A 22,871-nucleotide genomic window follows, 5' to 3' on the forward strand; every position below is an offset into this window, starting at 1 on the left:
AACAACTAAAATTATAGGAATTAAAATTGAAAAAAACAAAAAATATTTATGAATGCTTAGAATGTGGCTATAAAAGTGCAAAATGGATGGGGAAATGTCCTGCTTGTATGTCTTGGGATAGTTTTGTAGAAATAAAAGAAGAAAAAACTAAAATTAAAGCTAAATCTTCTAAAATATTAAAATTTGATGAAATTGAAAAAGAAGAAATTGAAAGATTTTCTTCAGGTGATAGTGAGCTTGACTTAGTACTAGGTGGTGGAATAGTCCCTGGTAGTTTAATATTAATTGGTGGAAGTCCAGGTGTTGGAAAATCTACTCTTATGCTAAAGCTTGCAGGTAACTTAAACAAAAAAGTATTGTATGTAGCAGGTGAAGAAAGTCCTGGACAAATTAAAATCAGAGCTGATAGACTGGGTATAAAAAACAAAGACCTATACATTATGCCAGAAATTGTAGTAGAAAATATAATTAATGAAGTTAAAAATTATGAGCTTGTAATAATTGATTCAATTCAAACCATATATTCAGAAAATTTAAGTTCAGCTCCAGGAAGTGTTTCTCAAGTCAGAGAAGCCACATTTGAACTAATGAGAGCTGCAAAAGAGAATAAAGTCCCTATTTTCATTATAGGTCATATAACAAAAGAAGGATCAATTGCAGGACCAAGAGTATTAGAACATATGGTTGATACTGTACTTTATTTTGAAGGAGACGCAAGTAAAGAGTTAAGAATCTTAAGAGCATTTAAAAACAGGTTTGGATCAACTAGTGAAATTGGTATTTTTGAAATGACAAAGCAAGGTCTAATAAGTGCAAAAAACAAAAGTTTTTTCAGTAAAAAAGCACTTCCTGGTAGTGCAATTACAGTAATACTTGAAGGCTCTCGTCCTATAGTTTTAGAAGTCCAAGCGTTAGTTAGTGAAAGTTATAGTGTACCTAAAAGAAGTGCAACAGGGTTTGATTTAGCTAGACTTAATATGATTTTAGCCTTGCTTGAAAAAAAATTAAATCTTCCATTCAACCAATATGATGTATTTATAAATATTACCGGTGGAATAAAAATAAACGAAACTGCAGCAGACCTTGCTATAATTGCTGCAATTGTAAGTTCTTTTAGAAACAGACCTATTAGCAAAGAAACTGTATTTATTGGTGAAGTAAGTTTAGTTGGAGACATAAGAGAAGTAACCGGAATTGATCAAAGAATCAAAGAAGCAGCAAATCTTGGTTTTAAAAAAGCAATTCTCCCCTCAAAACCTCTTGAAGAGCCTTTAAAGTGTTATGAGGTTAAAGAAGTTGAAAAACTTATTGAGTGGATGTAGTTTTCTGATTATAATACTCTTCTAATAGCTCATAAGACTCTTTTACTCTTCTAAATTTTTTATCATATATTTTTTGAATAAGCTCTGGTTTATTTCTATGTAAGTCTGGATGATATTTTTTTGCAAGACGTCTATATTCTTTTTTTATCTTATCCCATTCATAAATAGTAGAAACACCAAATAGCTCAAGTGCATTTTTTATTTTTGTTAGATACTCTTTTAATGATCCTTCAATACTAAAATTTTTCCTAGAAAAACTAAATTCATTTTCATCTGCATTAAATACAACTTTATAACCCATTATACTTCTTTTTGAAAGAAGAACACTCACTATTTTACTAGTTTCTTCATTCAAAGACACTATCATCCTACTTTCATTCAAATCAAGTAAATCAAATAAAAATAGCCCTTTAATATAATCATAAATACTTTTTTTTAAGTTCGCAAAGCTTATTTCAAACTCTTTTGAAGAAAGTTTTTTTACAGAAATATAAACCTTATTTTCATCAAAAGTAATCTCATGTTTTTTGACTGTTATAACAATATCTTTTCTTGCATTAAGTAAAATTTTTTTATATGTTATTTCATCTTTTTTATTTTTTTTATAAAAGTTAGCAAGAGAGTTTACAAGAATTTTATGATTTTTTACATTATCTTTGTCATAATATATAATATATTCATTGTGTTTTATTTCAAGATTATTAAAAGATAGTCTTATGAATTTTATAAGGCTATTTATTTTATACCTTGAATCAATTTCAAAAAAAATTTTATCTTTTATATCTACATTAAGAGTTCTTTCTTTCATTTTTCCTCATTATTATCATTGTAGCAATTGGGAAAAGTCTTTTTTTGATTAAAATTTCATAACCTTGAAAATACTTTAATATATCTTCTTCTTTTAAAGATTCTATACTTTTACCAAGCAATTTATATTCCTTTTTTCTTCCAAATAAAAAACCAGCTATAAAAGGCACAATATTATTCATATACCACATAACAATTTTTGCAATAAATCCATCATTTTTAAACATTTCTACAATAACCAAATATCCTCCATCTTTTAAATGTTTATCAATATTAGCACTAGCCTTTTTTATATCATCAAAATTTCTAAATGCCATAAAAGCAGTTATTAAATCAGCTTTTTCATCTATTCTAAAATTTTCTGCCGTATTTTGGATAATAAGATACTCTTTATTTAATTTTTTTAGTTTTATATATGGTTTTTCCTGAAATTGAATTTCAAACTTCTCTTCGATAAATCCTTTTTTTCTAAATTTTTCTACCATTACTTTTATCATCTCACTACTTGGTTCGATAAAATAAATTTTATCAAAGTCCAATTTAGCCATATCTCCTGTGGCACTTGCTAAATCAAGCATTATTCCATTTTTAATATATTTTTTTATTGTTTTTATAAATATCCATCTCCATATCTCTTCAATACCAAAACTAACTATTTTTGTGGCAAAATCATATTTTTTAGCAAGTTTATCATATATTTTTACATCCATTAATTTTTCCTTAAAATATGCAAATATTCATATGTTTTAGTATCTTTATATTCTCTATTTTTGTCTGCTTTGTATCGTTGATACTCTTTTTTTACTAATTCATATTGACCAAATTTTGACATAATCTCTCTTATTTCTTCTTCGCTCATAAGTCCTTCATTATTATAGCTCAAAAATATCCAATCAAAATTAGCACTTTTTATCAAATCTTCAAAAGTAACTTTTACTTTACTTTTCTGACACCAAGGTGATTTATAATAATCTCTAAGTCCTGTTTTTCCTCTTGGCTCAAATTCTTTATATTCGGCAATGGTATTTAAAAGATGATAATTTGCTCCATATTGCCTTGAATTATAAGGTGGGTCAAGATATAAGATATCTCCTTTTATTTCTTTTATTAATTCATTTGCATCACTTTGATAAACTAAATGCTCATTATCATTTTCCTCATAAATAGCAGGCTCTAAAATCAAAGGTTTAAGAGCTGATTTTTTTAGTTTTTTTAAAAATGCTCCATATACACTTGCCGTATTTGCCACTTTATCGCTACTTTCAATTAAACTTGCAAGTAAAAAATAGTATAAATCCTCATCGTTTTTAAATTTTTCAATTTCTACTCTTATAGAATCAATCTTTTTTCCATTTTCATCGCTAAAATAAAGTCTATTTGCAGGCGAACAATAATTATTAAAAATAAATCCATCATCTCTCAACGGTAAATTATTCAAATATTCAATCACTTCAAGCTTTTCTTTTAAATTTTTATGATTTCCTATATAGTTTCTATTTAAAACATAAGCATAATACTCAATATCATTTGCTATTACTTTTTTGACCTCCTTTTTAAAAACCCTTCCAACAATTCCAGTCCCTGCAAAAATATCGCAAAATATTTTTTCTTTTACTTCAACTTTTTTATTTATTTCATTTTTTATCCAATTTGAGAGTTTATATTTACTTCCTATGTAGTTCATTAATAATTTACCTCCTGAAAATATAGATTACTATCTTGAACAAAAAATTCAATATATCTTAATTTTTTATTATTTTGATTCAATTTATTAAACTGCCAAAAAGAATGAATTATATCTTGAAAATAATATGAATTTTTATTAGGAATATATCTCGAAATTATCATAGGCTCAATAACAGAAGGTCTATTTGGTAAATAATATTGAGACAACCAATCTATATATCTTTGTATTTGAATAGTGATTTCTGGATATGCAAAAGTAGATTTTAATTCAATAGGCACAATTTTTCTGTTAATTTCACTTATTAATGAAGAAAACATAATATCAATTCTTTGCATTCCCACACCACAAGACACTTCATTACCAATCCACTCAATATTTTCATCAACAAAAATTTTTTCTAAATTTTGCAAAATATAAGCTTGCAAATGAGCTTCAAACTGTTTATTTTCATAATATTTTCTTAATAGTCTTGGTAAAATATTTATTTTTTTCATTCTACCTTTATAGCTACATTTATAATTAACAGGAATAATTTTTTGAGAAGTAACATCAAAAGAAAAATTATTAGAATTTAAAAGTTTGCAATTATTTTTATTTCTTATCAATTGAAACAACCTTTCGCTTTCATAAATTGTTATCATCGTGTTACCTCTATTTCCTTTTAACTTTCTATAAATTAAACTCCAAAGCATTTGATTAGGAGACTGAATGTATTTTATTTCATCTAATGCCTCCCATTCTGTAACTCCATCAGGATAAACTTCAAAAGGTTCTATTAAAATCCTAAAAGTTAAAGACTTTTTTAATTCATTTTTTAAAAACTGATAATCATCATTATTATCTAAAAATAAAGTACTTTTTACTTTAAAAATTCCATAAAATTTACCTTCTCTAATTCCCTGAGATAAATTTTGTTGCAAATAAAAAATAACATAATCTCCAACTCTTACTCTACTTCCATCTGCTATCATACTAACTAAATTGTTTTCCGTTTGAGGATGTAATATTGTAAGAGGATTATTATTAAAATCTATATATAAGTCTTTTGCACCTGTTCCAGCAAAAAGATATTCTAAATGATATTTAAATGTATTTAAATCAACTATAAAAACATGTGTTGTTGCCATCAAAATTCCTTCTTAAAAACAAAAATATACTCATGCTTAAAAATATAATAATCACTACTTAACGCTCTATATCTCCAAATACCACCAGCCCCAAGTTTTCCTCGATTTCCTTCTATATTTTTTACAATTATACCTTTTAACTTTACTTTAAAGTTTCTTTTTATAGTGTCCATTACATAAAACCCAAGAGGTTTTACTTCACTTTCTTTATAAACATCTCCAATAACAACAGCAAAATACCTATTTTTTTCTAAAAACTCTAAAAAATTTTCACAAACTATTTTAAATTTTTTAACAAATTCATTTAAATTATCAATTCTACTTAAATCTTCATCTTTATCAGTAAACTTAATAATATCCATATACGGTGGGTGCATTAGAACAAATTGAACTTTTTTCGCATTAAATCTATTTAAAGCATTTTCAATATTCTTTCTAACTACTTCTTTATCCAAAGAATTAGCTAAAAATATTTCATAATCTTGATAAAATAGACTATCTCTCATTTGATTTTTCACATACTCAATCATATCTTCATTTATATCAAATCCTATATATTTTCTATTTAACATTTCACATTCAAATAAAGTTGTCCCACTTCCCATAAAAGGTTCAAGCACAATTTCATTTTCTTTTGTATATCTTTTTATAAGCTGATAAGGAATTTGTGGAATAAAGTTTCCATGATAAATATTTTTATGTTTTCCCGATTTGTCTCTTTCACTAATAAGCCATAAACTATCAGTATTGATATCACAATTTTTCCACTCTTTTAAATCTAAATCATTAAATTTTGGCATTAAAAAATCCTTTTTTTAATCCTATTTCAAATCCTTTAATATATCCTATTAAATATCCGATAAATCTACTTACTACTTTCTTAGCCTCAAATCCATCTCCTTTTGAAATATAATACTCTATAAAAGTTGGAGTTAATAAAACAATATATAAATTATTCTCAGTTTCAATAGCAAAATAGATTTCTTCAAATTTTAAATTATAAACATCTAAAATTTCTTCTTTAAATTTTTCAAAAAGTAATACTTCTACAAAAACATCACCTCTTACAGGATTTAAAAACTTATAAACTTTCTTATCAATTATAGAGTATGAAAGTCCACCATCTTTATAAAAAAAATCTCTCATTAATTCATCCAATATTTTACCTCCCAAAAACTATTAAATCATCATTTCTATTAACATGCAAAATCTCAAAATTATCTTCTAATCTATAATTAATTCTATCAAAAATCTTAGGAGTTACAATAAATACTTTCCAATCGACTAAATTTTTTAATTCTTTATATAAATTCTCTCCTCCTTCAACCATAATAAATTTATAATCGTTAATTTTGTCTAAACTGTTTTCGATATAGACATTTCTATTTTCTACTCTAAAAAGTGGAATTGTATTATCAAAATTTCTATTTTTTGAATAAATCAAAACATCTGGAGCTTTTCCTTTTACTCTTCTACTATCAAGCACTGGCCTATCGATCCTAACTGTATTTCCACCAATTACAAGTAAATCTATTTTATCTCTTACTTTATGTACCCAATTTAAAGAACTTTCACTACTAATATATCCACCAGTAATACTTCCATTAAAACTTTGAGCAAGTTTAAAAAAAATAAATCTCTCCTGCCATTTTATAAACGGTTCAATTAAATCAAAACATCTTTTATCATTAATTATTTTTACATCAATTCCAGTGTTTTTTAAAATCTCTACTCCACCACTATGAGTTAGAATTGGGTCAAGCCATCCAATAGTTACGCTTTTTGGTTTTAAAATTTTAAGGAGATTTGCACAAGATGGAGTTTTACCAATATGAGCACAAGGCTCAAGAGTTACATAAACATTTGCCTCGTGAAAAAAGTTATTGTGATTTTTTATTAAATATTCATGAATTTCTTGAGAAGTAGATAAACTTGGAGTTTTATTAAAAAAAGAAAAAGCCTTCCACAGGGCACTTACTTCTGCGTGAGGCTCTCCTGCCTTTTTATGAACACCTACAAATAATTTATTTTTTACAATTACAGCTGCACCAACAGCTGGATTTGGGTAAGTTAAAAATTGATATTTCCAAGCTTCATTTAAAATTAAATCAAATATTAATTCTCCATTCTCCATTCTCAATTCTCAATTAAATTTATAGTTTTTCCAATCAACATAAGTTTTTGCTTTTTTTATTTCATCAAATTTAATTCTTTCATCTCCAATTTCTGCAACTCCATCAATAAAACTCTTTAACTGCCCTTTTATTTTTTTGCCTCCAATTGTAGTAACTTTTACATTCTCTCCTATACTTTTCTCAAAATGTTCTGGTTTTGATAGTTTTCTCTCAACCCCGGGAGAGCTTACCTCTAAAAAATATTTTCCTTCAACTGGATCTTCAACATCAAAAATAGGAGATACTAAATTATTAATAGCCGCACAATCATTAAGACTAACTCCTCCTGGTTTTGTTATATAAATTCTGTAAAATTTATGATCTCCCTCTACAGTTTGCTCAATATCATAAAGTTCACATCCATTATCTTCTACAATATTTTTAATCATATTTTTTAATTCTTCTTGTGTCATAACCGCTCCTTTTTAATTAAAGTATTACAGGTATTAGAGGTTTTAGAAGTATTAAAGGCATAACTTCTACTAACCCCTACAACTTCTACTAACCTCTACACCCCCCTACTAACCTTTACAACCTCTACTAATACCAATTCTAATATGTTTGTATATTTTTAAAAAATTCAAAATCCCTTAATTTTGCGATATTTATCCATTTTCCATTGTCCATTTTCCATTTTCAATTGGTATAACCTCTACTAAATATTTTGCTACTGCATCTTCATCATTTGTATGTGGTAAAACAATATTGGCTTTCTTTTTAACAGCATCTAGTGCATTTTTAACTGCTATGCTTAAACCTGCATATTCAAACATTCCAATATCATTTAAACTATCGCCAAAAACACAAACTTTCTCTTTATCAATATCCATTATCTCTTCAAGAATTTTTAATCCATGTGCTTTATCACCAAGAGGATGAAGTATTGTTAAAAAAAAGCAATCCATATATGGATCTTTTGTTAGCTTAGTTTCTACTTCAAAAGTACTTTTTAAGAAATCTTCAATACTTTTAAGGAGTTCTTCATCCCCAAGATATACCATTTTTAAATTATATTTAAGCCCTCTTAAATTTTTAATATTTAATACTCTACTATCATTTTTATAATTTTGTAAAAGCTCTTTTTGATATTTATTAAGCTTAGCCGGATATAAAAATTTTTCATCTCCTATTTTATCAAATCCAACTATTAATGGATAATCTTTAAAATTTTTATAAACTGTATCAATTATTTCATCTGATATATACTTTTCTAGTGCATTAATTTTTATAACCTCTCCACTAGGTTTAGCAATCATAGCTCCATCAAGTAAAATCAAAGGAAAGTTTAACTTTAATCCTTTAAGAAGTGTTGTTGCTCCTTTATAACTTCTTGCAGTTGCAACAGTAAGAGGTTTATTGAAAGAATTCCATACATTTTTACTAAACTCACTTACACTTAAATCACTTCTTAAAAAAGTTTTATCAAGGTCCGTTATATAAATCATTTTTTCTTTATTTTTTCAAATAATTCTTCCATTTTATTTTCATATTCTAACATTTCATCAAAAGTAAATGATAAGTTCGGTACTTTATACCACCCTGTTGATTTAAGTGTTTGTGATTTAATATAACCACTTGCAAGCTTTAGTTTTTTAAGAGCTTGACGTTGTTCTTTTTCATTTAAATAACTCTTTTCAAGATATACCTTAGCATCACTTCCATCTCTACTACATACTACATCAACTACAGATAACCCCCTTATTCTACTATCTCCCATCTGAGATAGGATTTCAGGAATAATTTCTTTTAAAAGAGACTCTTTACGTTGGACCTTAATACTTTTGCCCATACTAATCCTTTTTTATTTTATTATATCATATTTAAGGAAAGTTTAAGGAAGGGAAAGAAAAATTATTCGAATTTAGCCTTTTCTTCGATTTTTTGGTAAGTTTCAAGTATGTCACCAACTTTTACGTCATTATATCCTTCTACCATAATACCACACTCAAATCCTTTTCCAACCTCTTTAACATCATCTTTAAATCTTTTTAGACTTGCTAGTTTACTATCATAAATAACCACACCATCTCTAATAACTCTTACAAAATCTCCTCTATGTACAACCCCATCTTGGACATAACATCCAGCAACTGTTCCAACTTTTGGTACGTTAAACACTTCTCTAACTTCAATAGTTGCTGTTATTTCTTCTCTAACTTTAGGTGTCATAAGACCTGATAATAATTCTTTTACATCATCAATTAAGTCATAAATAATCGAATAAGTCCTGATTTCAATTGCTTCTTGTTTCGCTTTATTTTTAGCACCACTTGTTGGACGTACGTTAAATCCAAGAATAATAGCGTGAGGTTTAGTTGCTTTTGCTAAGATTACATCATTTTCACTAACTGCTCCAACATCACTATGGATCACATCAACTTTAACTTCTTCATTTTTAAGTTTAGCAAGACTTCCTTTAATAGCCTCAACACTTCCTTGAGTATCAGCTTTAACAATAACAGGTAGTTTTTTAAGATTACCTTCTAGTATCATTTTTTGTAAATCTTCTAGGGTTGCTTTTGTTGTTTTTGATTTTTCTTTAGCTTCAAGATACTCTTTCCACTTCTCAGCAGTCTCTTTTGCTATTTTATCAGAATCAACAACAACTAAAACATCTCCTGCAATTGGCACTTCATCAAATCCTGTAACCTCAGCAGGTTCTCCTGGAAGAACTTCTTTTTTCTGTTTTCCAAGGTCATCAATAATAAGTCTTACCCTACCATATGTTTTTCCACATACAAAGCTGTCTTGTTTTTTGAGTTTACCATTTTTAACAATTACAGTAGCAACAGGTCCTTTTCCTTTTTCAAGTTTACTCTCAATTACTATTGCTTTTGCAGGACATTTTGGATTAGCTTTAAGTTCCATCATTTCAGCTTGAAGAAGAATTGTTTCTAATAAATCATCTATACCTTCACCAGTTTTTGCTGAAACATTTACAAACTCATACTCTCCACCCCACTCAATAGGAGTAATACCCATTTCTGCAAGTTGAGACTTAACAAGATCTGGATTTGCATCAGGCTTATCTATCTTATTTACTGCAACAATAAATGGTACATTGGCAGCTTGGGCATGAGATATAGCTTCTCTTGTTTGTGGCATAACTCCATCATCAGCTGCTACTACAATAATAGCAATATCAGTAACTTGAGCACCTCTTGCTCTCATTTCAGTAAATGCTTCATGTCCTGGTGTATCGATAAATGTAATTTTCTGACCATCTTTTTCAACCATATAAGCACCAATATGTTGAGTAATTCCTCCAGCTTCTTTTGCAGCTACTCTAGAGTTTCTAATCTTATCAAGCAAACTTGTCTTACCATGGTCAACATGCCCCATAATTGTAACTATTGGAGGTCTTAGTGTATCATAGTTCTCTTCAGAACATTTACTATCATATTGTTTTACATAATCAAACTCAGCTAATGGATCATAAATTTCTACATCAACTCCAAACTCTTCTGCAAGTGTTTCAATATACTCTTCTCCTAAAAAGTCATTTTTATCTCTTTCTTCTCCAAGTTCTTCAAGAGCTTTAATTACTTCTTCAAGTGGTTTTTTTATAGTATCAGCAAACTCGTGAACTCTTACTTCTTTTGGAATTTTTATAATTTCTTTTGATGCTTCTTTTTTCTTTTTCTTTTTCTTCTTTTTAGTAACTTCTTTTGTAATACCCGCTTGTGCAGCTTTTTTCTTTTTAATTTGTTGTTGTTTTTTTGCCTCTTTTTTGTCTTCTATTTGAGTTTTTGTTTTAGCTTTTTCTTCTAAAGTATCTTCATCTCTTAAAGATATATCATTAAAATATAAATCTAATAACTCTACTTGATTTTCTTCAATAACATCCATCTCAGCTAAATCAACATTTATTTGAAGCTCTTTTTCTTCTACTTGTTTTTTTGGAGCGGGTTTTTTTTGTTTTTTAGAAGATTTTTTTATTTCTTTTTTTTCTACCTCTTTTACAACTTCTTTTTTCTCTTGAGTACTTTCTCTGTTTTCTTCAGGCTTAGACTCTGCTTTTTGAACTATTTGTATACCTTTTTGAGTCTTTTTAAGTAAATCGTCAAACGTTCTTCTTCGTCTTTGTCTTTTTGGCTTTTCTTCTTTTTGTTCTTTTTCAAGTTTTGGTTTTTCTTGCTTTTGCGGCTCTTCATTTTTATTTTTTAGAAACTCCTGTATTTTCATAGCTTCAAGAGGCTCTATACTACCTCTAAGAGTTGCTTTAATTCCAAGTTCTTTGGCAATTTCAACAACCTCTTTTGTTTTTAATCCTAACTCTTTTGCTACTTCTGAAACTTTTAACTTCAAGTAAACTCCTTTTTTTAATTTACAATGGAAAATGGAAAATGGAAAATTTGATTTTTTGCCTCCTCTTTTGAAATATTGCATAGTCTCAAAATGTATTTTATTAATTTTTTATCATTAATACAACTACCACATACATAAAAACTTCTACCAACTCCACTAAAAGAAATTATTTTTTTATTTTTACACTGCAACCTATTTAATTCTTTTTGATAAAACCTCTTTCTACACACAACACACATTCTAATAGGTAGTTTCACTTTCCATTTTCCATTTTCCATTGTTTAATTATATACTTTTACTCCTACATTATCAAAATATAAAATTTTTACATTAAAGTCTTTAAAATTATCTTTTAAAGCACTATAAATATTATAAGCATCATCTTTATAAGCTAGATTAAAAAATGTAGACCCGCTTCCACTAAGAGTAGACATTAAAGCACCCTCTCTTAGTGCTATTTCACGGACTTTAAAGAGTTCTGGCATCATTTTCATTCTATTTTCTTGATGAATTTTATCTTCAACTATATATCTTAAAATATCAAACTTTTCACTAAAAAATGCTGCAGTTATCATAGCAGTTGATGACATACTAGTTACTACATCTTTTAGAGGATAATGAGACTTTAAAGTATTTCTACTTTTTGCAGTAGAAACTGGTTTATTTGGTATTACAACAACTGCTCTTAAATTTGTCGGTATAAACTTTTTAAGAAAATATACTCTATTTTTTTTGAGTCTAGCTACACAAAACCCACCAAGTGTTGCAGGTGTAATATTATCAGGGTGTGGTTCATAATTTAGAGCTAAATTTATGATTTTATCTTTTTTATAAGGAACTTGTGCCATTTCATATGCTGCTGTAATTGCCCCAACTATTACAGCTGAACTACTTCCAAGTCCACGACTAAGTGGAATTTTATTATTAAACTTAAAACTAAAACTATCTGTTTTTCCAGTTAAATTTTTATAGATTTCATTAAAAATATCAACAAAATAATTTCTTTTTAAACTCTTTAAATAATCTGCATTCTCTCCATAAATTTCAATAGTTGTAAAACTTGCTGGTTTTATTTCAATTTCATTTCTTAAATTTAGTGCTAAACCTAATGTATCAAATCCAGGGCCTAAATTTGCACTTGTTGCTGGTACAGTTATAACCATTAAAATCCTTCTACACAGCTTTTAATACATAAAGAGGTGATGTATCTTCACTAAAGTCATTTAAATTTAAAAATCTAGGCAGTTTAAATTCACCCTCTTTAAGATTTTTCTCTATTGAAATTATACCGTCTTTTTTCAGAAAAAAAGAATTTCCCACAGCCTTTATAGGAGTATTATTATTAAAATAGAATCCATCTTGGGCTAAAAGTTTTATACTTTTTGCAATTTCAAGAGTTTTAAAAAAAATAAAAGCAAGTTTAATTGACATATAGCTACCTGGTCCTTTTGCATAAATTATGTGTTTTATATTATACTCACATAAAATTTCATCAAAAATTTCTGGCAAAATATCACTAGTCATACCAGATTTTTTAATCTCTCTAATAAGTTTTCCATTTTCATAAATTCCAACTAGCATTGGAGTTGCTATAGGAATTACAACTACATCAACCAAAAGCTTTGACAATATTTAGCTCCTCTTTTGTAAACTCTACTATTTCATATGCATTTTCTTCAAATACTTTAAGAGTTAACAAATGATTTAAATGATGTCCACTAGCATATGCCTCATACTCTCCTATAAAATTAAACCCTAGTAGACTCATATCCCCAATTGCATCAAGAATTTTATGTCTTACAAACTCATCTGGAAATCTTAAAGTTTCATTCAAAATACCTTTATCATCTAAAACAATTGCATTTTCAAGACTTCCTCCAAGAGCTAATCCTATGCTTCTTAAGTATTGTACTTCTTTTAAAAATCCAAAAGTCCTAGCACGTGCTATTTCTTCGATAAATTTATTAGTAGAAAAATTAAAGCTATATTTTTGATTTCCAATTACAGGATGATTAAAATTAATCTCAAAGCCAAATTTGATTTTTTCTGATGGTTTTAAAATAGCAAATTTTTCTCCATCTTCAATTTTTACTTCTTTTGTTATTTTTAAAAACTTTTTAGGCTCACTCAACTCTTCAATTCCAGCTTCTTTAATCATCATTACAAAACTAATAGCACTACCATCCATAATTGGTACTTCATCATTATCTAATACAATCCTTAAATTATCAATACCAAAAGCATAAATAGCACTCATTAAATGCTCAATTGTAGAAACTACTGCTCCTTTATTTCCTAATACTGTTGCCATTTTAGTATCTACAACAAATTCTGGCTTTAAAGGAATACTAACAGCTTTATCACTTCTATAAAAAACAATTCCACTATTTTCTCCTAAAGGCTCAAGTCTTAGTTTAACAGGCACTCCTTTATGAAGCCCAATACCTACAACCTCAACAGGCTTTTTAATAGTTTTTTGTTTCATTCTATAACCTTTTTAAACTTTTCTGTAAAGATAGTAAGTCTCTCTACTTCTCCTATCTCTTCTTCATTAAATATTATCGTCCCTTTATTTTTTTTAATTACCATATACTCTCCGGTAACTATTACAAGACCTTGGTTTTCATCTAAAATCTCTACATTACCTTTAACTTCTATCTTAGCCCCAGCATTTATTCTTTGCAAAAATACAAAATTACCAACGCCAATGATCTCTTCACCACTTCTTATAATTTTATCATAAATTTTAGTTGTAGGCTCTTTAATTACTACTTTTTCTTTTTCAATTATTTTTAACTCTCTAGAAAAACATTCATCATTTAAGATAAAGAACTTAAGATTTTTCTCTTTTAAAAAATCTTCAATTTCTTTATTTTTTTCTTTTAACATAAAAAAATGATTCTTAACCAAAGGTAATTTTGAATCTATAACCTTCTTTAAGTTTTCAAAATTATCTACCTCAAAAACTCTTAAAGTCTTCTGTTTCATTTTAGAATAAGCCTTCTTCCTTCTTTTATTACGTTAATTATATTAGTTTTTATCCAATGACTATCCATCCACTCAATAGGCTGAACTGGATATCCTTGTACATATACTCCAAAATGCAAATGATCTCCAAATACAGCTCCTGTAGCACCTGTTCTTGCAATCAACATTCCTCTTCTAACTATATCACCTTTTGTTACTTTAAACTCACTAGTATGCCCATAAAGTGTGTAAAGCCCTAGTTTATGATAAATAATTAGTGTATTACCATATATTCCAATATATTCACTTGCTACTACTTTTCCAGTGTTGCTAGCATAAATTTTAGCTCTTTTAATTTTAGCTAAATCAATTCCTTTATGAATAGCCTTTGAAATTTCTGCGTTTTCGTATATATAATGTCTTAATTCTCCAAAATCAGCTCTTTTTGCACTAGAAGGCAGAGGATTAAATCTTGATATATAAAAACTATTTACTTTATCCTCATAAATTTTTGAAGTAATATTATAAATTTTTGATTCATTAATAGCTCTTACCTTTTCATTTACCATCTTAAAAATCGCCACTACATCTTTTGGAATATCAAACCCAGCTCTTTCAAGCACTCTCTTTGCAATATTTTCAATAAATTTATCTGTAATATTTATTTTTACATTTTTTGGTTTATAAATTCCTTTTGTTTTCCAATAAAAAGGAATATGCTCACTAACTTTATTACCAGCCTCATCAATTGCAATTAAGCTAGCATCAAATGTTTTTTCATTAATTGGCCAAGCAATTAATGCAACATAATATCCATTTTTTACAAAAGGAGTGAGTTTAAATTTATATTTACCATTCACTAATATATATTTGTCTTTCAAATTGGCATCACTTACTTTTACTACTACTGCTCCACTACCTCCTCTTCCAATTGCATAAGAGTTAGTTACCACCTGAGCATCAGGTGCAATTTTATCTACATTTAAAATAACTTCTTTTTTTGATTCATTTCCTGCAAAAAAGTGCCACTTTGAAGTGTCAACAGCTTCTACAATAAGCTTTATTTGTTTTGATTTTATATTTTTTGGAAGTTTTAAGTTTATTACTACATCTTTTCCAAGTTTTTTTTCTACATTCAATAGCTCTTTTACATCTTCAGCTATCAATACAATCTTATAACTCTTTATCCCACTATCATCTTTTATCTCTAATTTTATAGGATTTTTAAGGTTTGTAAAACCATTAGTATAAATTTTGATTTTTGGTGGATTTTTTTCAAACATAGGTGAAAAATATACAAATCCTAAAGCACTAAAAACTAATATAAAAACTAAAATCCAAAATTTTTTCATTTATTTTCCTTTAAAGCTTTAGTAATATATTCTTTTAATATTTCCTTGACTTTTTCAAAATCAAATTCACCTTTTATTGTAGCACCAGCAGCTCTAACATGACCACCTCCACCAAGAGCCTCAGCAATCTTACTTACATCTGCATAATTTTTACTTCTAAGACTAACTTTTATACCCTCATCATCTTCTCTTAGCATACATGCTATTTCGACCGTTCTTATAGCGCGCAAAGAATTTACAATGGTATCAGTATCATCTTTTATAGCACCTGTAATTTCCATCATCTCTTTTGTGACATGAGCAAAAATAGCCTCACCATCACAACACATCTCAATAGTATCATAAGCTTTTGCAAGTAGTCTAAGGCGAGAGAGCCTATCTCTTTGAAACAGCATTTTAGATATAAATGCCACATCAACTCCAGCCCTTACCATATCGGTCGCCATTAAAAACACTTTTTCATTAACACTCTCATACTGAAAACTTCCTGTATCTGTTACAAGAGCCGTATACATACAAATAGCACTTTCTTTATCAATTTCAATATTATTATATTTACAAAAATTATACACTACTTGAGAAGTTGAAGCTGCATTTGAATCAATTATATTTATATCACCATAATTTGTATTTGAAATATGATGGTCAATATTTATTAAAAATTTTGGCTTTTCTTCAATCCCAAGTCTATCAAAACTTCCACAATCAAAACTTATCATTAAATCAAAATTATCAGGAAGCTTATTAGTAACTTTGTTAAAATTTGGCAAAAAGTCAAGATACTGAGGAAGTGGTTTTGTAACATTAAAAACACTAACTTTTTTACCCATTTTCTTTAATATTGTATACATACTTAAACTACTCCCAAGTGCATCACCATCAGGATTAACATGAGAAATTAAAACTATTGCTTTTGCTTCTTTTATTTTTTCATATGTTTTTTCAAATAAACTATTAATATTTTCCATTTTTTATCCTTTATTAAAATATTTTAAAATTATAACATTTTACAAACAGGGTTAATTTATATATTGGTATATTGGTGTATTGGTTATTAGTTATTTGTTTAATTTTCACTTTTCATTGTTCATTGTCCTCTATTACTTGGAACTTAGAACTCAGAACTTGGCTACTTAATTATACCATTCCTTTTGCTTTATAAACATATGCAAGAACCTCTGCAACTGCTTTATAAAGTTTTGGAGGAATAATCTCATCAACCTCTACACTTTTATAAAGTTCTCTTGCCAGAGGCGGATTTTCTATTATCATAACTCCTGCATCTCTAGCTATTTCTTTAATCTTTAAAGCTAAATTATCAACTCCCTTTGCTATTACTCTTGGAGCTTCATCTTTTGTTTTATCATATCTAATAGCTACTGCATAATGAGTAGGGTTTGTAATAACTACATCTGCTTTTGGTACATCTGCCATCATTCTTTTTTTAGCCATTTCTCTTTGAAGTTGACGAATTTTGGCTTTTACTTCAGGATTTCCTTCAGTTTGTTTATATTCATCTTTTATTTCTTGTTTACTCATTCTAAGAGACTTTTTATAAGTATACTTTTGATAAACAAAATCAATAAGAGCAAAAACAAAAAAAACTCCTAGCAGTGAAAAAATGAGTATTGCCGCTTTATCTGCAAACCATTTTAACTGTTCAAAAAAACTCATCAGTTCTAATTTTGGCAACTCTAGCAAAAAATTATAAAAAAGAGTAAAACCTACTAAAAAAGCTATAAAAGTTTTAAGAGTAGTTTTAAGACCTTCTACTAATGTTTTAATACTAAAAAGTCGTTTAAGCCCCTTTATTGGATTTATCTTATCAAATTTTGGCAAAATAGGCTTAATAGTAAATAAAAATCCAAATTGAGCCACATTTCCAATAATTGCAGCTAACACTACTGCTATAAAAATAGGAGCTAAAAGTATGAAAATATAATAAACACTCTTTAAAACTATCTCAAAAATCATATTTTTTGTAAGTTCATTTCCTATAAAAGAAGTATAATATCTAAAAAATTCTTCCATATAAAAAGTTACATATTTTAGATAAAAAATAAGTACAATTGCAGCTATAAGCAATACAACAAAACCACTAAACTCAATTGATTTTGCAATATTGCCTTCTTTCCTTGCATCCTCAAGTTTTTTGGGAGTGGGTTCTTCTGTCTTTTCTAAATCATCTGCCAACTTTGAACCTTATAAAAATTTTTATATAATTGTACCTAAAATAAAAAAGGAGAAAGGATGAAAAAATCTATAATTTCAACACTAATTGCAGGAAGTTTTTTAATAACAGGTTGTACTTACAAGACAGCTACTATAAAATATAATGACTATAATGCATATTCTCAAAATTTAGGCGGTAATAGAAATTATAAAGAGATTGCTCCTATTAGAGCTTGTGCATCAGGGTTTGTATGGGAAGATTGTGTAAGTATAGCAAGTAACACTTTAGAAACATTAAATGAAAAATCTAAAGCATTAGGAGGAAATGGGGTTATTAAGGTTAAATGGGTTCATAACGATCAATATGTAATAACCCCCACATGTGTAACTCAATGGGGATGGTTTGCATTATATATACTTCCTGGATTTGGTCCTTGGGTACAAAGAGCTTGTGCAGAAGGAATAGCTGTTAAATTCATTGACCAAAACAATACGAAATAGTTTTAAAAAATCTTTCTAAACTCTCTCTTATCTCTTTTCTATTAAATGCTAATGGAGATGGATGATAACATATTCCATATTTTTGATTATTTATTTCGTAAAATCCACATTTTTCTAAATTTTTAACTTTTGGTTCTAAATAAGAAAAAGCTTTTATAGCAGAGTTTCCAAGAAGTAAAATTATCTTAGGTTTAACTATTTCTATCTCAATTTTTAGAAGCTCAGCTCCTATTTTAAGTTCGCTAGCTTTTGGAGTGCGATTTTTGTTTCCATCTTTTGTTCTAAAAGGAAAAGCATTTGTTATTAAAAAGTCTATTTTTCGATCAAGCCCACTTAAAGATATCAAATAAGTTAAATTTTCACCAGCTTTGCCTACAAAAGGCTGTTTTAATTTAACTTCATTCTCACCCGGAGCTTCTCCTATTATCATAATAGGATTATCTTTTTTTTCATCAATATATGGATCAAAAACATCAGTTTCATCAATATTACAACTAAACTCAATAAAATCTTTTCTACTTTTATAAAACTCTTTTAATTCTCTTTTCCACTTTTTATTTTTCATTTTTAATTTTTCACTTTCCACTTAAGCTTTTATATTCAAGTTAGCCCCTGCTCCAGTGGTTTTAGCTACTTCTTCTTGAATTTTCATTGTGTTTTCAAAAGTTTTTTCAAGTAAATTACCAATTACATTTTTAACTACATCTTGAGCTTTTTTTTGAGTATTAATTTGTATAGCATCCATTAATTGAGAAGGATTAATATTATTTACTTGCATTTAATATCTCCTTTACTTCTTCTATACTTTTTGATAAGTTTTTGTTTTCTATAATAAAATCGGCTAATTTTGTATATATTTTATCTCTTTTTTCATATAGCTCTTTTGCCTTTTGTATATCCTTAAAAAGTGGTCTTTTTTTTATTTCATTTTCATCCATTCTTTTTAAAATTTCTTCAAAAGGTACCTTAAGATAAATTACAATTCCAGCTTCTTTAATTTCTGGAATAAATATAGGAAAACCTCCTCCAACAGAAATTACTGTGGACTTTACATTATGTTTTATCCAATTAAAACAGTAACGTTCCTTTTCTCTAAAAGATTGCTCTCCTTCACTTTCAAAAATCTTATTTATACTTTTATTTTCAAAGTTTTCTATTAAATTATCTGTATCGATAAAATATGTATTAAGCTCTCTTGCTAACGCTCTTGCTAGAGTACTTTTGCCACTTCCCATAAATCCAATTAAAATAATGTTAGTAGAAATCAATTTTTACTCCATCATCCATTTTTTTAATTTTATAGTTATAATTTGCGTCAAGATATAAAACAACTCTATAAAAATTACTATGAGAACCTATAATCACTTTTTTTATAAAGCTATTAAAACTTTTTCGAATTGTAGGAATGTTACTTTTTCTTTTAAAGTCTAATACTAACCTAAAAGGATTAATTAAAAAAAAAGTTCTCTCACATTTATCTTTGGTTTTTAAAAATGCTGATTTATTTTTTATATAAAGCGTAAAATATCTAAAGTTACTATTAATAAATCCAAAATTTTTGGGACTATGAGTTAAAATAAAAGGAGAGTGAAAATCTATATTTTTGTCTATATTTACTATTTTTTGTTTTATATCACTATTAACTGTTTGATATACAAATATTACATCTTTTAAAATTCTTGCATCGTTTGGAAGATAAATAGTAGCTTTTTTAAAATAAACAGGTTTTACTTTTTGAATATTTACAGGTTTTACTACAGGTTCAAAAGGATTTATCCTGGCACTCAAAACACCAGCTAAAAATATAGACAAAAATATAAATTTCACTACCCCTCCAATTCTTTTAGTTCAAAATACTCTTTTTGAAGTTTTTCATTCTCTTTTTTTAAATCGCTCACCCTTTTTTCTAAAGCCTTTACACTATTTTCTAAATCAAGCATTCTTGAAAAAGACCTAGTACCAAACATCAAATCAACTATATAAAATGCAACTAATATAGCAGCGATTATAACAATTAAAATTTTATAATCAAATTTTTTTTCAGGAAAAATCTCATCAAATTCTATCATTTTTACAACTTACGATGAAAAGAAAAAACCTTTCATCGTTTAAAACTTTCTCCTATATATTCAGTTCCATATGTACTTCTATTAATTTGAAGAAGTCTATTATATTTTGCAGTTCTCTCACCTCTTGCAGGTGCTCCTGTTTTAATTTGTCCAGTATTAAGAGCCACTGCAAAATCAGCAATAAACGCATCTTCACTCTCACCACTTCTATGACTCATTATACAATTATATCCATTTCTTTGAGCAAGTCTAACCGTCTGCATTGTTTCAGTCACACTTCCTATCTGATTTGGCTTAATTAAAATAGCATTTGCTATTCCTAAATCAATACCTTTTTGAAGAAGTTTTTTATTTGTAACAAACAAGTCATCACCAACTAGTTGGATTTTATTTCCAAGTTTTTCAGTTAAAATTTTCCATCCATCAAAGTCCTCTTCAGCACATCCATCCTCAATAGAAACTATCGGATATTTTTCACATAATTTAGCATAAAACTCTACTAACTCCTCTCCTGTAAGTTCTCTATTTTCACCTGCTAAAACATATTTTCCATCTTTATAAAACTCGCTACTTGCAGCATCAAGAGCTATTACTATTTCTTCACCTGGTTTATAACCAGCTTTTTCTATTGCTTTTATAATATACTCTATTGGCTCTTCATTATTTTTAAGATTTGGAGCAAATCCACCCTCATCTCCAAGTGAAGTTGAAAGAGAATTTTCTGCTAACAGTTTTTTTAATGTATGATAAATTTCACTTGATGCTCTAAGAGCCATATCAAAATCATCAAAACCAGTTGGCATAATCATATACTCTTGCAAATCAACATTATTATCAGCATGAGCACCACCATTTATAATATTAAGCATAGGAGTTGGCATTACAAGCGCATTACTTCCTCCAAGATATCTATAAAGTGGTAAATTAAGACTATTTGCAGCAGCTCTAGCAACTGCCATCGATACACCAAGAATAGCATTAGCTCCAAGTTTAGATTTATTATCAGTTCCATCAAGTTCTATCATAATATTATCAATTTCAGCTTGATCATAAGGTGATAGACCAATTAGTTCATTTGCAATTATTGTATTTACATTTTCACAAGCTTTAATTACACCTTTTCCTCCAAATCTTTCATCTTTATCACGAAGCTCAAGTGCTTCATTAACTCCTGTACTCGCTCCACTTGGAACAATCGCACTTGCACTGCTTCCATCACTTAAAACAACCGTTGCTCTAACTGTTGGATTTCCTCTAGAATCTATTACCTCATCTGCAAACACGTTATCAATTACTACCATTTACTCTCCTTTTTCTTCATCTTGTTTATTTTCAATTGCGTCAATCATATTAGAAAGCTCTACCCCTAAAGATTCTTTTATTTTTTGTTCAATTTCATGTGCTAATTCTGGATGAGTTTTTAAATACTCTTTTGCATTTTCTTTACCTTGCCCTAGTTTCTCAGCACCATAACTAAACCAAGCTCCACTTTTATCAATAATATCAAGCTTTACACCATAATCAAGTATCTCACCCTCGCGGCTAATTCCTTTTCCAAACATAATATCAAACTCAGCTATTCTAAAAGGAGGTGCTACTTTATTCTTTACTACTTTTACTTTTACTCTATTTCCTACTTCTTTATCACCTTGCTTTAAAGTAGCAATTCTTCTTACATCAAGTCTCACTGAAGAGTAAAATTTAAGTGCATTACCTCCTGTTGTAGTTTCAGGACTTCCATATCCCATCATTCCTATTTTCATTCTTATCTGGTTAATAAAAACAACAGTTGTATTCATTTTATGAATTGCAGCAGTAAGTTTTCTTAGAGCTTGACTCATAAGTCTTGCTTGAACCCCTACTTGAGCATCCCCCATATTTCCTTCAATTTCTGCTTTTGGAGTTAGGGCTGCTACTGAGTCCACTACAATAATATCAACAGCTCCACTTCTTGCAAGAGTTTCCACAATCTCAAGAGCTTGTTCTCCATAATCTGGTTGAGAAACTAATAAATTATCAATATCAACTCCTATATTTTTTGCATAAATAGGGTCAAATGCATGTTCTGCATCAATAAATGCTGCTATTCCACCTTGTTTTTGAGCCTCAGCTATAATAGAAAGTGCAAGAGTCGTTTTACCACTACTCTCTGGTCCATAAACTTCAGTAATTCTTCCTTTTGGAATTCCTCCAATTCCTAAAGCCAAATCAAGTCCAAAACTACCTGTGGGAATTGATTCAATTGGTTCTATTTCTTTTTCAGAAAGCTTAACTAGAGAGCCTTTTCCAAACTGCTTTTCAACTTGCTTTAAAGCAAGCTCAAGAGCTTTTTGTTTTTTCTCATCCATAAAAATCCTTTATATGTAATATATGCAATTATATCAT

At 28.2% G+C, this 22,871-nt stretch carries 28 protein-coding genes; 2 read left to right on the plus strand and 26 right to left on the minus strand.

All coding sequences use genetic code 11. The features are described from left to right. Positions 1 to 26 precede the first annotated feature (26 nt). Complete coding sequence (radA, locus tag ACYQ1U_RS04970) at positions 27 to 1,322, plus strand: DNA repair protein RadA (RefSeq protein ID WP_459884957.1); 1,296 nt, start codon at positions 27 to 29, stop codon at positions 1,320 to 1,322. Here the strand turns inward: radA and ACYQ1U_RS04975 are convergent. The 19 genes from ACYQ1U_RS04975 to flhB form a co-directional block, all read right to left on the minus strand. Further along, entirely contained in the window at positions 1,306 to 2,130 is an 825-nt protein-coding gene (locus tag ACYQ1U_RS04975; RefSeq protein ID WP_459884959.1) for a DnaJ domain-containing protein, read from the minus strand. The genes radA and ACYQ1U_RS04975 overlap by 17 nt on opposite strands. Continuing rightward, entirely contained in the window at positions 2,111 to 2,839 is a 729-nt protein-coding gene (locus ACYQ1U_RS04980; protein WP_459884961.1) for a class I SAM-dependent methyltransferase, read from the minus strand. Before ACYQ1U_RS04980 ends, ACYQ1U_RS04975 begins: the two co-directional genes overlap by 20 nt. Continuing rightward, the gene (locus ACYQ1U_RS04985) at positions 2,839 to 3,813 is read right to left on the minus strand and encodes a DNA adenine methylase (RefSeq protein ID WP_459884963.1); all 975 of its coding nucleotides are present in this window, start codon (positions 3,811 to 3,813) and stop codon (positions 2,839 to 2,841) included. Before ACYQ1U_RS04985 ends, ACYQ1U_RS04980 begins: the two co-directional genes overlap by 1 nt. After that, complete coding sequence (locus tag ACYQ1U_RS04990) at positions 3,813 to 4,943, minus strand: EVE domain-containing protein (RefSeq protein ID WP_459884965.1); 1,131 nt, start codon at positions 4,941 to 4,943, stop codon at positions 3,813 to 3,815. Before ACYQ1U_RS04990 ends, ACYQ1U_RS04985 begins: the two co-directional genes overlap by 1 nt. Continuing rightward, positions 4,943 to 5,743 carry a DNA methyltransferase gene (locus ACYQ1U_RS04995; protein WP_459884967.1) on the minus strand — a complete coding sequence of 267 codons (801 nt, stop codon included), beginning with the start codon at positions 5,741 to 5,743 and terminating at the stop codon, positions 4,943 to 4,945. The genes ACYQ1U_RS04990 and ACYQ1U_RS04995 overlap by 1 nt, the downstream gene beginning before the upstream one ends. Beyond that, positions 5,730 to 6,101, minus strand: coding sequence for a hypothetical protein (locus ACYQ1U_RS05000; RefSeq protein WP_459884969.1), 372 nt, complete (start codon positions 6,099 to 6,101; stop codon positions 5,730 to 5,732). The genes ACYQ1U_RS04995 and ACYQ1U_RS05000 overlap by 14 nt, the downstream gene beginning before the upstream one ends. 4 nt (positions 6,102 to 6,105) lie before the next feature. Then, positions 6,106 to 7,077 carry a bifunctional diaminohydroxyphosphoribosylaminopyrimidine deaminase/5-amino-6-(5-phosphoribosylamino)uracil reductase RibD gene (ribD, locus tag ACYQ1U_RS05005; protein ID WP_459884971.1) on the minus strand — a complete coding sequence of 324 codons (972 nt, stop codon included), beginning with the start codon at positions 7,075 to 7,077 and terminating at the stop codon, positions 6,106 to 6,108. Between the two features lie 9 nt (positions 7,078 to 7,086). Beyond that, on the minus strand, positions 7,087 to 7,530 hold the full coding sequence (locus tag ACYQ1U_RS05010; RefSeq protein ID WP_459884973.1) for a ribosome maturation factor RimP: 444 nt from the start codon (positions 7,528 to 7,530) through the stop codon (positions 7,087 to 7,089). 192 nt (positions 7,531 to 7,722) lie between these two features. Further along, on the minus strand, positions 7,723 to 8,562 hold the full coding sequence (locus ACYQ1U_RS05015; protein ID WP_459884975.1) for an HAD-IIB family hydrolase: 840 nt from the start codon (positions 8,560 to 8,562) through the stop codon (positions 7,723 to 7,725). Then, positions 8,559 to 8,906 carry a 30S ribosome-binding factor RbfA gene (rbfA, locus tag ACYQ1U_RS05020; protein ID WP_459884977.1) on the minus strand — a complete coding sequence of 116 codons (348 nt, stop codon included), beginning with the start codon at positions 8,904 to 8,906 and terminating at the stop codon, positions 8,559 to 8,561. Before rbfA ends, ACYQ1U_RS05015 begins: the two co-directional genes overlap by 4 nt. A 62-nt stretch (positions 8,907 to 8,968) precedes the next feature. Then, entirely contained in the window at positions 8,969 to 11,425 is a 2,457-nt protein-coding gene (gene infB / locus ACYQ1U_RS05025; protein WP_459884979.1) for a translation initiation factor IF-2, read from the minus strand. 14 nt (positions 11,426 to 11,439) lie between these two features. Then, positions 11,440 to 11,703 carry a YlxR family protein gene (locus tag ACYQ1U_RS05030; RefSeq protein ID WP_459884981.1) on the minus strand — a complete coding sequence of 88 codons (264 nt, stop codon included), beginning with the start codon at positions 11,701 to 11,703 and terminating at the stop codon, positions 11,440 to 11,442. A 3-nt stretch (positions 11,704 to 11,706) separates the two neighbouring features. Continuing rightward, positions 11,707 to 12,588 (minus strand): homoserine kinase, encoded by an 882-nt coding sequence (gene thrB, locus ACYQ1U_RS05035; protein WP_459884983.1) that lies wholly within the window; start codon positions 12,586 to 12,588, stop codon positions 11,707 to 11,709. 10 nt (positions 12,589 to 12,598) lie between these two features. Further along, positions 12,599 to 13,054 (minus strand): hypothetical protein, encoded by a 456-nt coding sequence (locus ACYQ1U_RS05040; protein ID WP_459884985.1) that lies wholly within the window; start codon positions 13,052 to 13,054, stop codon positions 12,599 to 12,601. After that, a complete protein-coding gene (gene lpxC, locus ACYQ1U_RS05045) occupies positions 13,035 to 13,910 on the minus strand; it encodes a UDP-3-O-acyl-N-acetylglucosamine deacetylase (protein ID WP_459884987.1) in 876 nt (291 codons plus the stop codon). Before lpxC ends, ACYQ1U_RS05040 begins: the two co-directional genes overlap by 20 nt. Next, positions 13,907 to 14,413: a septum formation inhibitor gene (locus tag ACYQ1U_RS05050; protein ID WP_459884989.1), complete on the minus strand. Its 507-nt coding sequence runs from the start codon at positions 14,411 to 14,413 to the stop codon at positions 13,907 to 13,909. The genes lpxC and ACYQ1U_RS05050 overlap by 4 nt, the downstream gene beginning before the upstream one ends. Then, positions 14,410 to 15,744: a M23 family metallopeptidase gene (locus tag ACYQ1U_RS05055; protein WP_459884991.1), complete on the minus strand. Its 1,335-nt coding sequence runs from the start codon at positions 15,742 to 15,744 to the stop codon at positions 14,410 to 14,412. The genes ACYQ1U_RS05050 and ACYQ1U_RS05055 overlap by 4 nt, the downstream gene beginning before the upstream one ends. Next, complete coding sequence (locus ACYQ1U_RS05060; RefSeq protein WP_459884993.1) at positions 15,741 to 16,712, minus strand: DHH family phosphoesterase; 972 nt, start codon at positions 16,710 to 16,712, stop codon at positions 15,741 to 15,743. The genes ACYQ1U_RS05055 and ACYQ1U_RS05060 overlap by 4 nt, the downstream gene beginning before the upstream one ends. A gap of 169 nt (positions 16,713 to 16,881) precedes the next feature. Then, entirely contained in the window at positions 16,882 to 17,937 is a 1,056-nt protein-coding gene (flhB, locus tag ACYQ1U_RS05065) for a flagellar biosynthesis protein FlhB (RefSeq protein WP_459884995.1), read from the minus strand. Between the two features lie 57 nt (positions 17,938 to 17,994). Between flhB and ACYQ1U_RS05070 the strand changes: the two genes are divergently transcribed. Further along, positions 17,995 to 18,417, plus strand: coding sequence for a hypothetical protein (locus ACYQ1U_RS05070; RefSeq protein ID WP_459884997.1), 423 nt, complete (start codon positions 17,995 to 17,997; stop codon positions 18,415 to 18,417). Here the strand turns inward: ACYQ1U_RS05070 and ACYQ1U_RS05075 are convergent. From ACYQ1U_RS05075 to recA, 7 genes are read right to left on the minus strand one after another with little or no spacing between them, the layout of a single operon-like run. Then, complete coding sequence (locus ACYQ1U_RS05075) at positions 18,392 to 18,982, minus strand: uracil-DNA glycosylase (protein WP_459884999.1); 591 nt, start codon at positions 18,980 to 18,982, stop codon at positions 18,392 to 18,394. The two genes, ACYQ1U_RS05070 and ACYQ1U_RS05075, sit on opposite strands and share 26 nt — an antisense overlap. Positions 18,983 to 19,003: 21 nt before the next feature. Further along, positions 19,004 to 19,195, minus strand: a complete 192-nt coding sequence (locus ACYQ1U_RS05080; protein ID WP_459885001.1) for a shikimate kinase — start codon at positions 19,193 to 19,195, stop codon at positions 19,004 to 19,006. Further along, positions 19,182 to 19,685 carry a shikimate kinase gene (locus tag ACYQ1U_RS05085; RefSeq protein WP_459885003.1) on the minus strand — a complete coding sequence of 168 codons (504 nt, stop codon included), beginning with the start codon at positions 19,683 to 19,685 and terminating at the stop codon, positions 19,182 to 19,184. Before ACYQ1U_RS05085 ends, ACYQ1U_RS05080 begins: the two co-directional genes overlap by 14 nt. Continuing rightward, a complete protein-coding gene (locus ACYQ1U_RS05090; protein WP_459885005.1) occupies positions 19,672 to 20,244 on the minus strand; it encodes an AMIN domain-containing protein in 573 nt (190 codons plus the stop codon). The genes ACYQ1U_RS05085 and ACYQ1U_RS05090 overlap by 14 nt, the downstream gene beginning before the upstream one ends. Beyond that, entirely contained in the window at positions 20,244 to 20,486 is a 243-nt protein-coding gene (locus ACYQ1U_RS05095; protein ID WP_459885007.1) for a septum formation initiator family protein, read from the minus strand. The genes ACYQ1U_RS05090 and ACYQ1U_RS05095 overlap by 1 nt, the downstream gene beginning before the upstream one ends. A 32-nt stretch (positions 20,487 to 20,518) precedes the next feature. After that, positions 20,519 to 21,787, minus strand: a complete 1,269-nt coding sequence (gene eno / locus ACYQ1U_RS05100; RefSeq protein ID WP_459885009.1) for a phosphopyruvate hydratase — start codon at positions 21,785 to 21,787, stop codon at positions 20,519 to 20,521. Beyond that, positions 21,788 to 22,834 carry a recombinase RecA gene (gene recA, locus ACYQ1U_RS05105; RefSeq protein ID WP_459885011.1) on the minus strand — a complete coding sequence of 349 codons (1,047 nt, stop codon included), beginning with the start codon at positions 22,832 to 22,834 and terminating at the stop codon, positions 21,788 to 21,790. Positions 22,835 to 22,871 lie beyond the last annotated feature (37 nt).

The sequence above is a fragment of the Caminibacter profundus genome (genome assembly GCF_054657155.1).

Coding starts and splice junctions, on each gene's coding strand:
- ACYQ1U_RS04975 (WP_459884959.1), bottom strand. CDS start 2,130: ATGAAAGAAAGAACTCTTAATGTAGATATAAAAGATAAAATTTTTTTT.
- ACYQ1U_RS04980 (WP_459884961.1), bottom strand. CDS start 2,839: ATGGATGTAAAAATATATGATAAACTTGCTAAAAAATATGATTTTGCC.
- ACYQ1U_RS04985 (WP_459884963.1), bottom strand. CDS start 3,813: ATGAACTACATAGGAAGTAAATATAAACTCTCAAATTGGATAAAAAAT.
- ACYQ1U_RS04990 (WP_459884965.1), bottom strand. CDS start 4,943: ATGGCAACAACACATGTTTTTATAGTTGATTTAAATACATTTAAATAT.
- ACYQ1U_RS04995 (WP_459884967.1), bottom strand. CDS start 5,743: ATGCCAAAATTTAATGATTTAGATTTAAAAGAGTGGAAAAATTGTGAT.
- ribD (WP_459884971.1), bottom strand. CDS start 7,077: ATGGAGAATGGAGAATTAATATTTGATTTAATTTTAAATGAAGCTTGG.
- ACYQ1U_RS05010 (WP_459884973.1), bottom strand. CDS start 7,530: ATGACACAAGAAGAATTAAAAAATATGATTAAAAATATTGTAGAAGAT.
- ACYQ1U_RS05015 (WP_459884975.1), bottom strand. CDS start 8,562: ATGATTTATATAACGGACCTTGATAAAACTTTTTTAAGAAGTGATTTA.
- rbfA (WP_459884977.1), bottom strand. CDS start 8,906: ATGGGCAAAAGTATTAAGGTCCAACGTAAAGAGTCTCTTTTAAAAGAA.
- ACYQ1U_RS05030 (WP_459884981.1), bottom strand. CDS start 11,703: ATGGAAAATGGAAAATGGAAAGTGAAACTACCTATTAGAATGTGTGTT.
- thrB (WP_459884983.1), bottom strand. CDS start 12,588: ATGGTTATAACTGTACCAGCAACAAGTGCAAATTTAGGCCCTGGATTT.
- lpxC (WP_459884987.1), bottom strand. CDS start 13,910: ATGAAACAAAAAACTATTAAAAAGCCTGTTGAGGTTGTAGGTATTGGG.
- ACYQ1U_RS05050 (WP_459884989.1), bottom strand. CDS start 14,413: ATGAAACAGAAGACTTTAAGAGTTTTTGAGGTAGATAATTTTGAAAAC.
- ACYQ1U_RS05055 (WP_459884991.1), bottom strand. CDS start 15,744: ATGAAAAAATTTTGGATTTTAGTTTTTATATTAGTTTTTAGTGCTTTA.
- ACYQ1U_RS05060 (WP_459884993.1), bottom strand. CDS start 16,712: ATGGAAAATATTAATAGTTTATTTGAAAAAACATATGAAAAAATAAAA.
- ACYQ1U_RS05070 (WP_459884997.1), top strand. CDS start 17,995: ATGAAAAAATCTATAATTTCAACACTAATTGCAGGAAGTTTTTTAATA.
- ACYQ1U_RS05075 (WP_459884999.1), bottom strand. CDS start 18,982: ATGAAAAATAAAAAGTGGAAAAGAGAATTAAAAGAGTTTTATAAAAGT.
- ACYQ1U_RS05080 (WP_459885001.1), bottom strand. CDS start 19,195: ATGCAAGTAAATAATATTAATCCTTCTCAATTAATGGATGCTATACAA.
- ACYQ1U_RS05095 (WP_459885007.1), bottom strand. CDS start 20,486: ATGATAGAATTTGATGAGATTTTTCCTGAAAAAAAATTTGATTATAAA.
- eno (WP_459885009.1), bottom strand. CDS start 21,787: ATGGTAGTAATTGATAACGTGTTTGCAGATGAGGTAATAGATTCTAGA.
- recA (WP_459885011.1), bottom strand. CDS start 22,834: ATGGATGAGAAAAAACAAAAAGCTCTTGAGCTTGCTTTAAAGCAAGTT.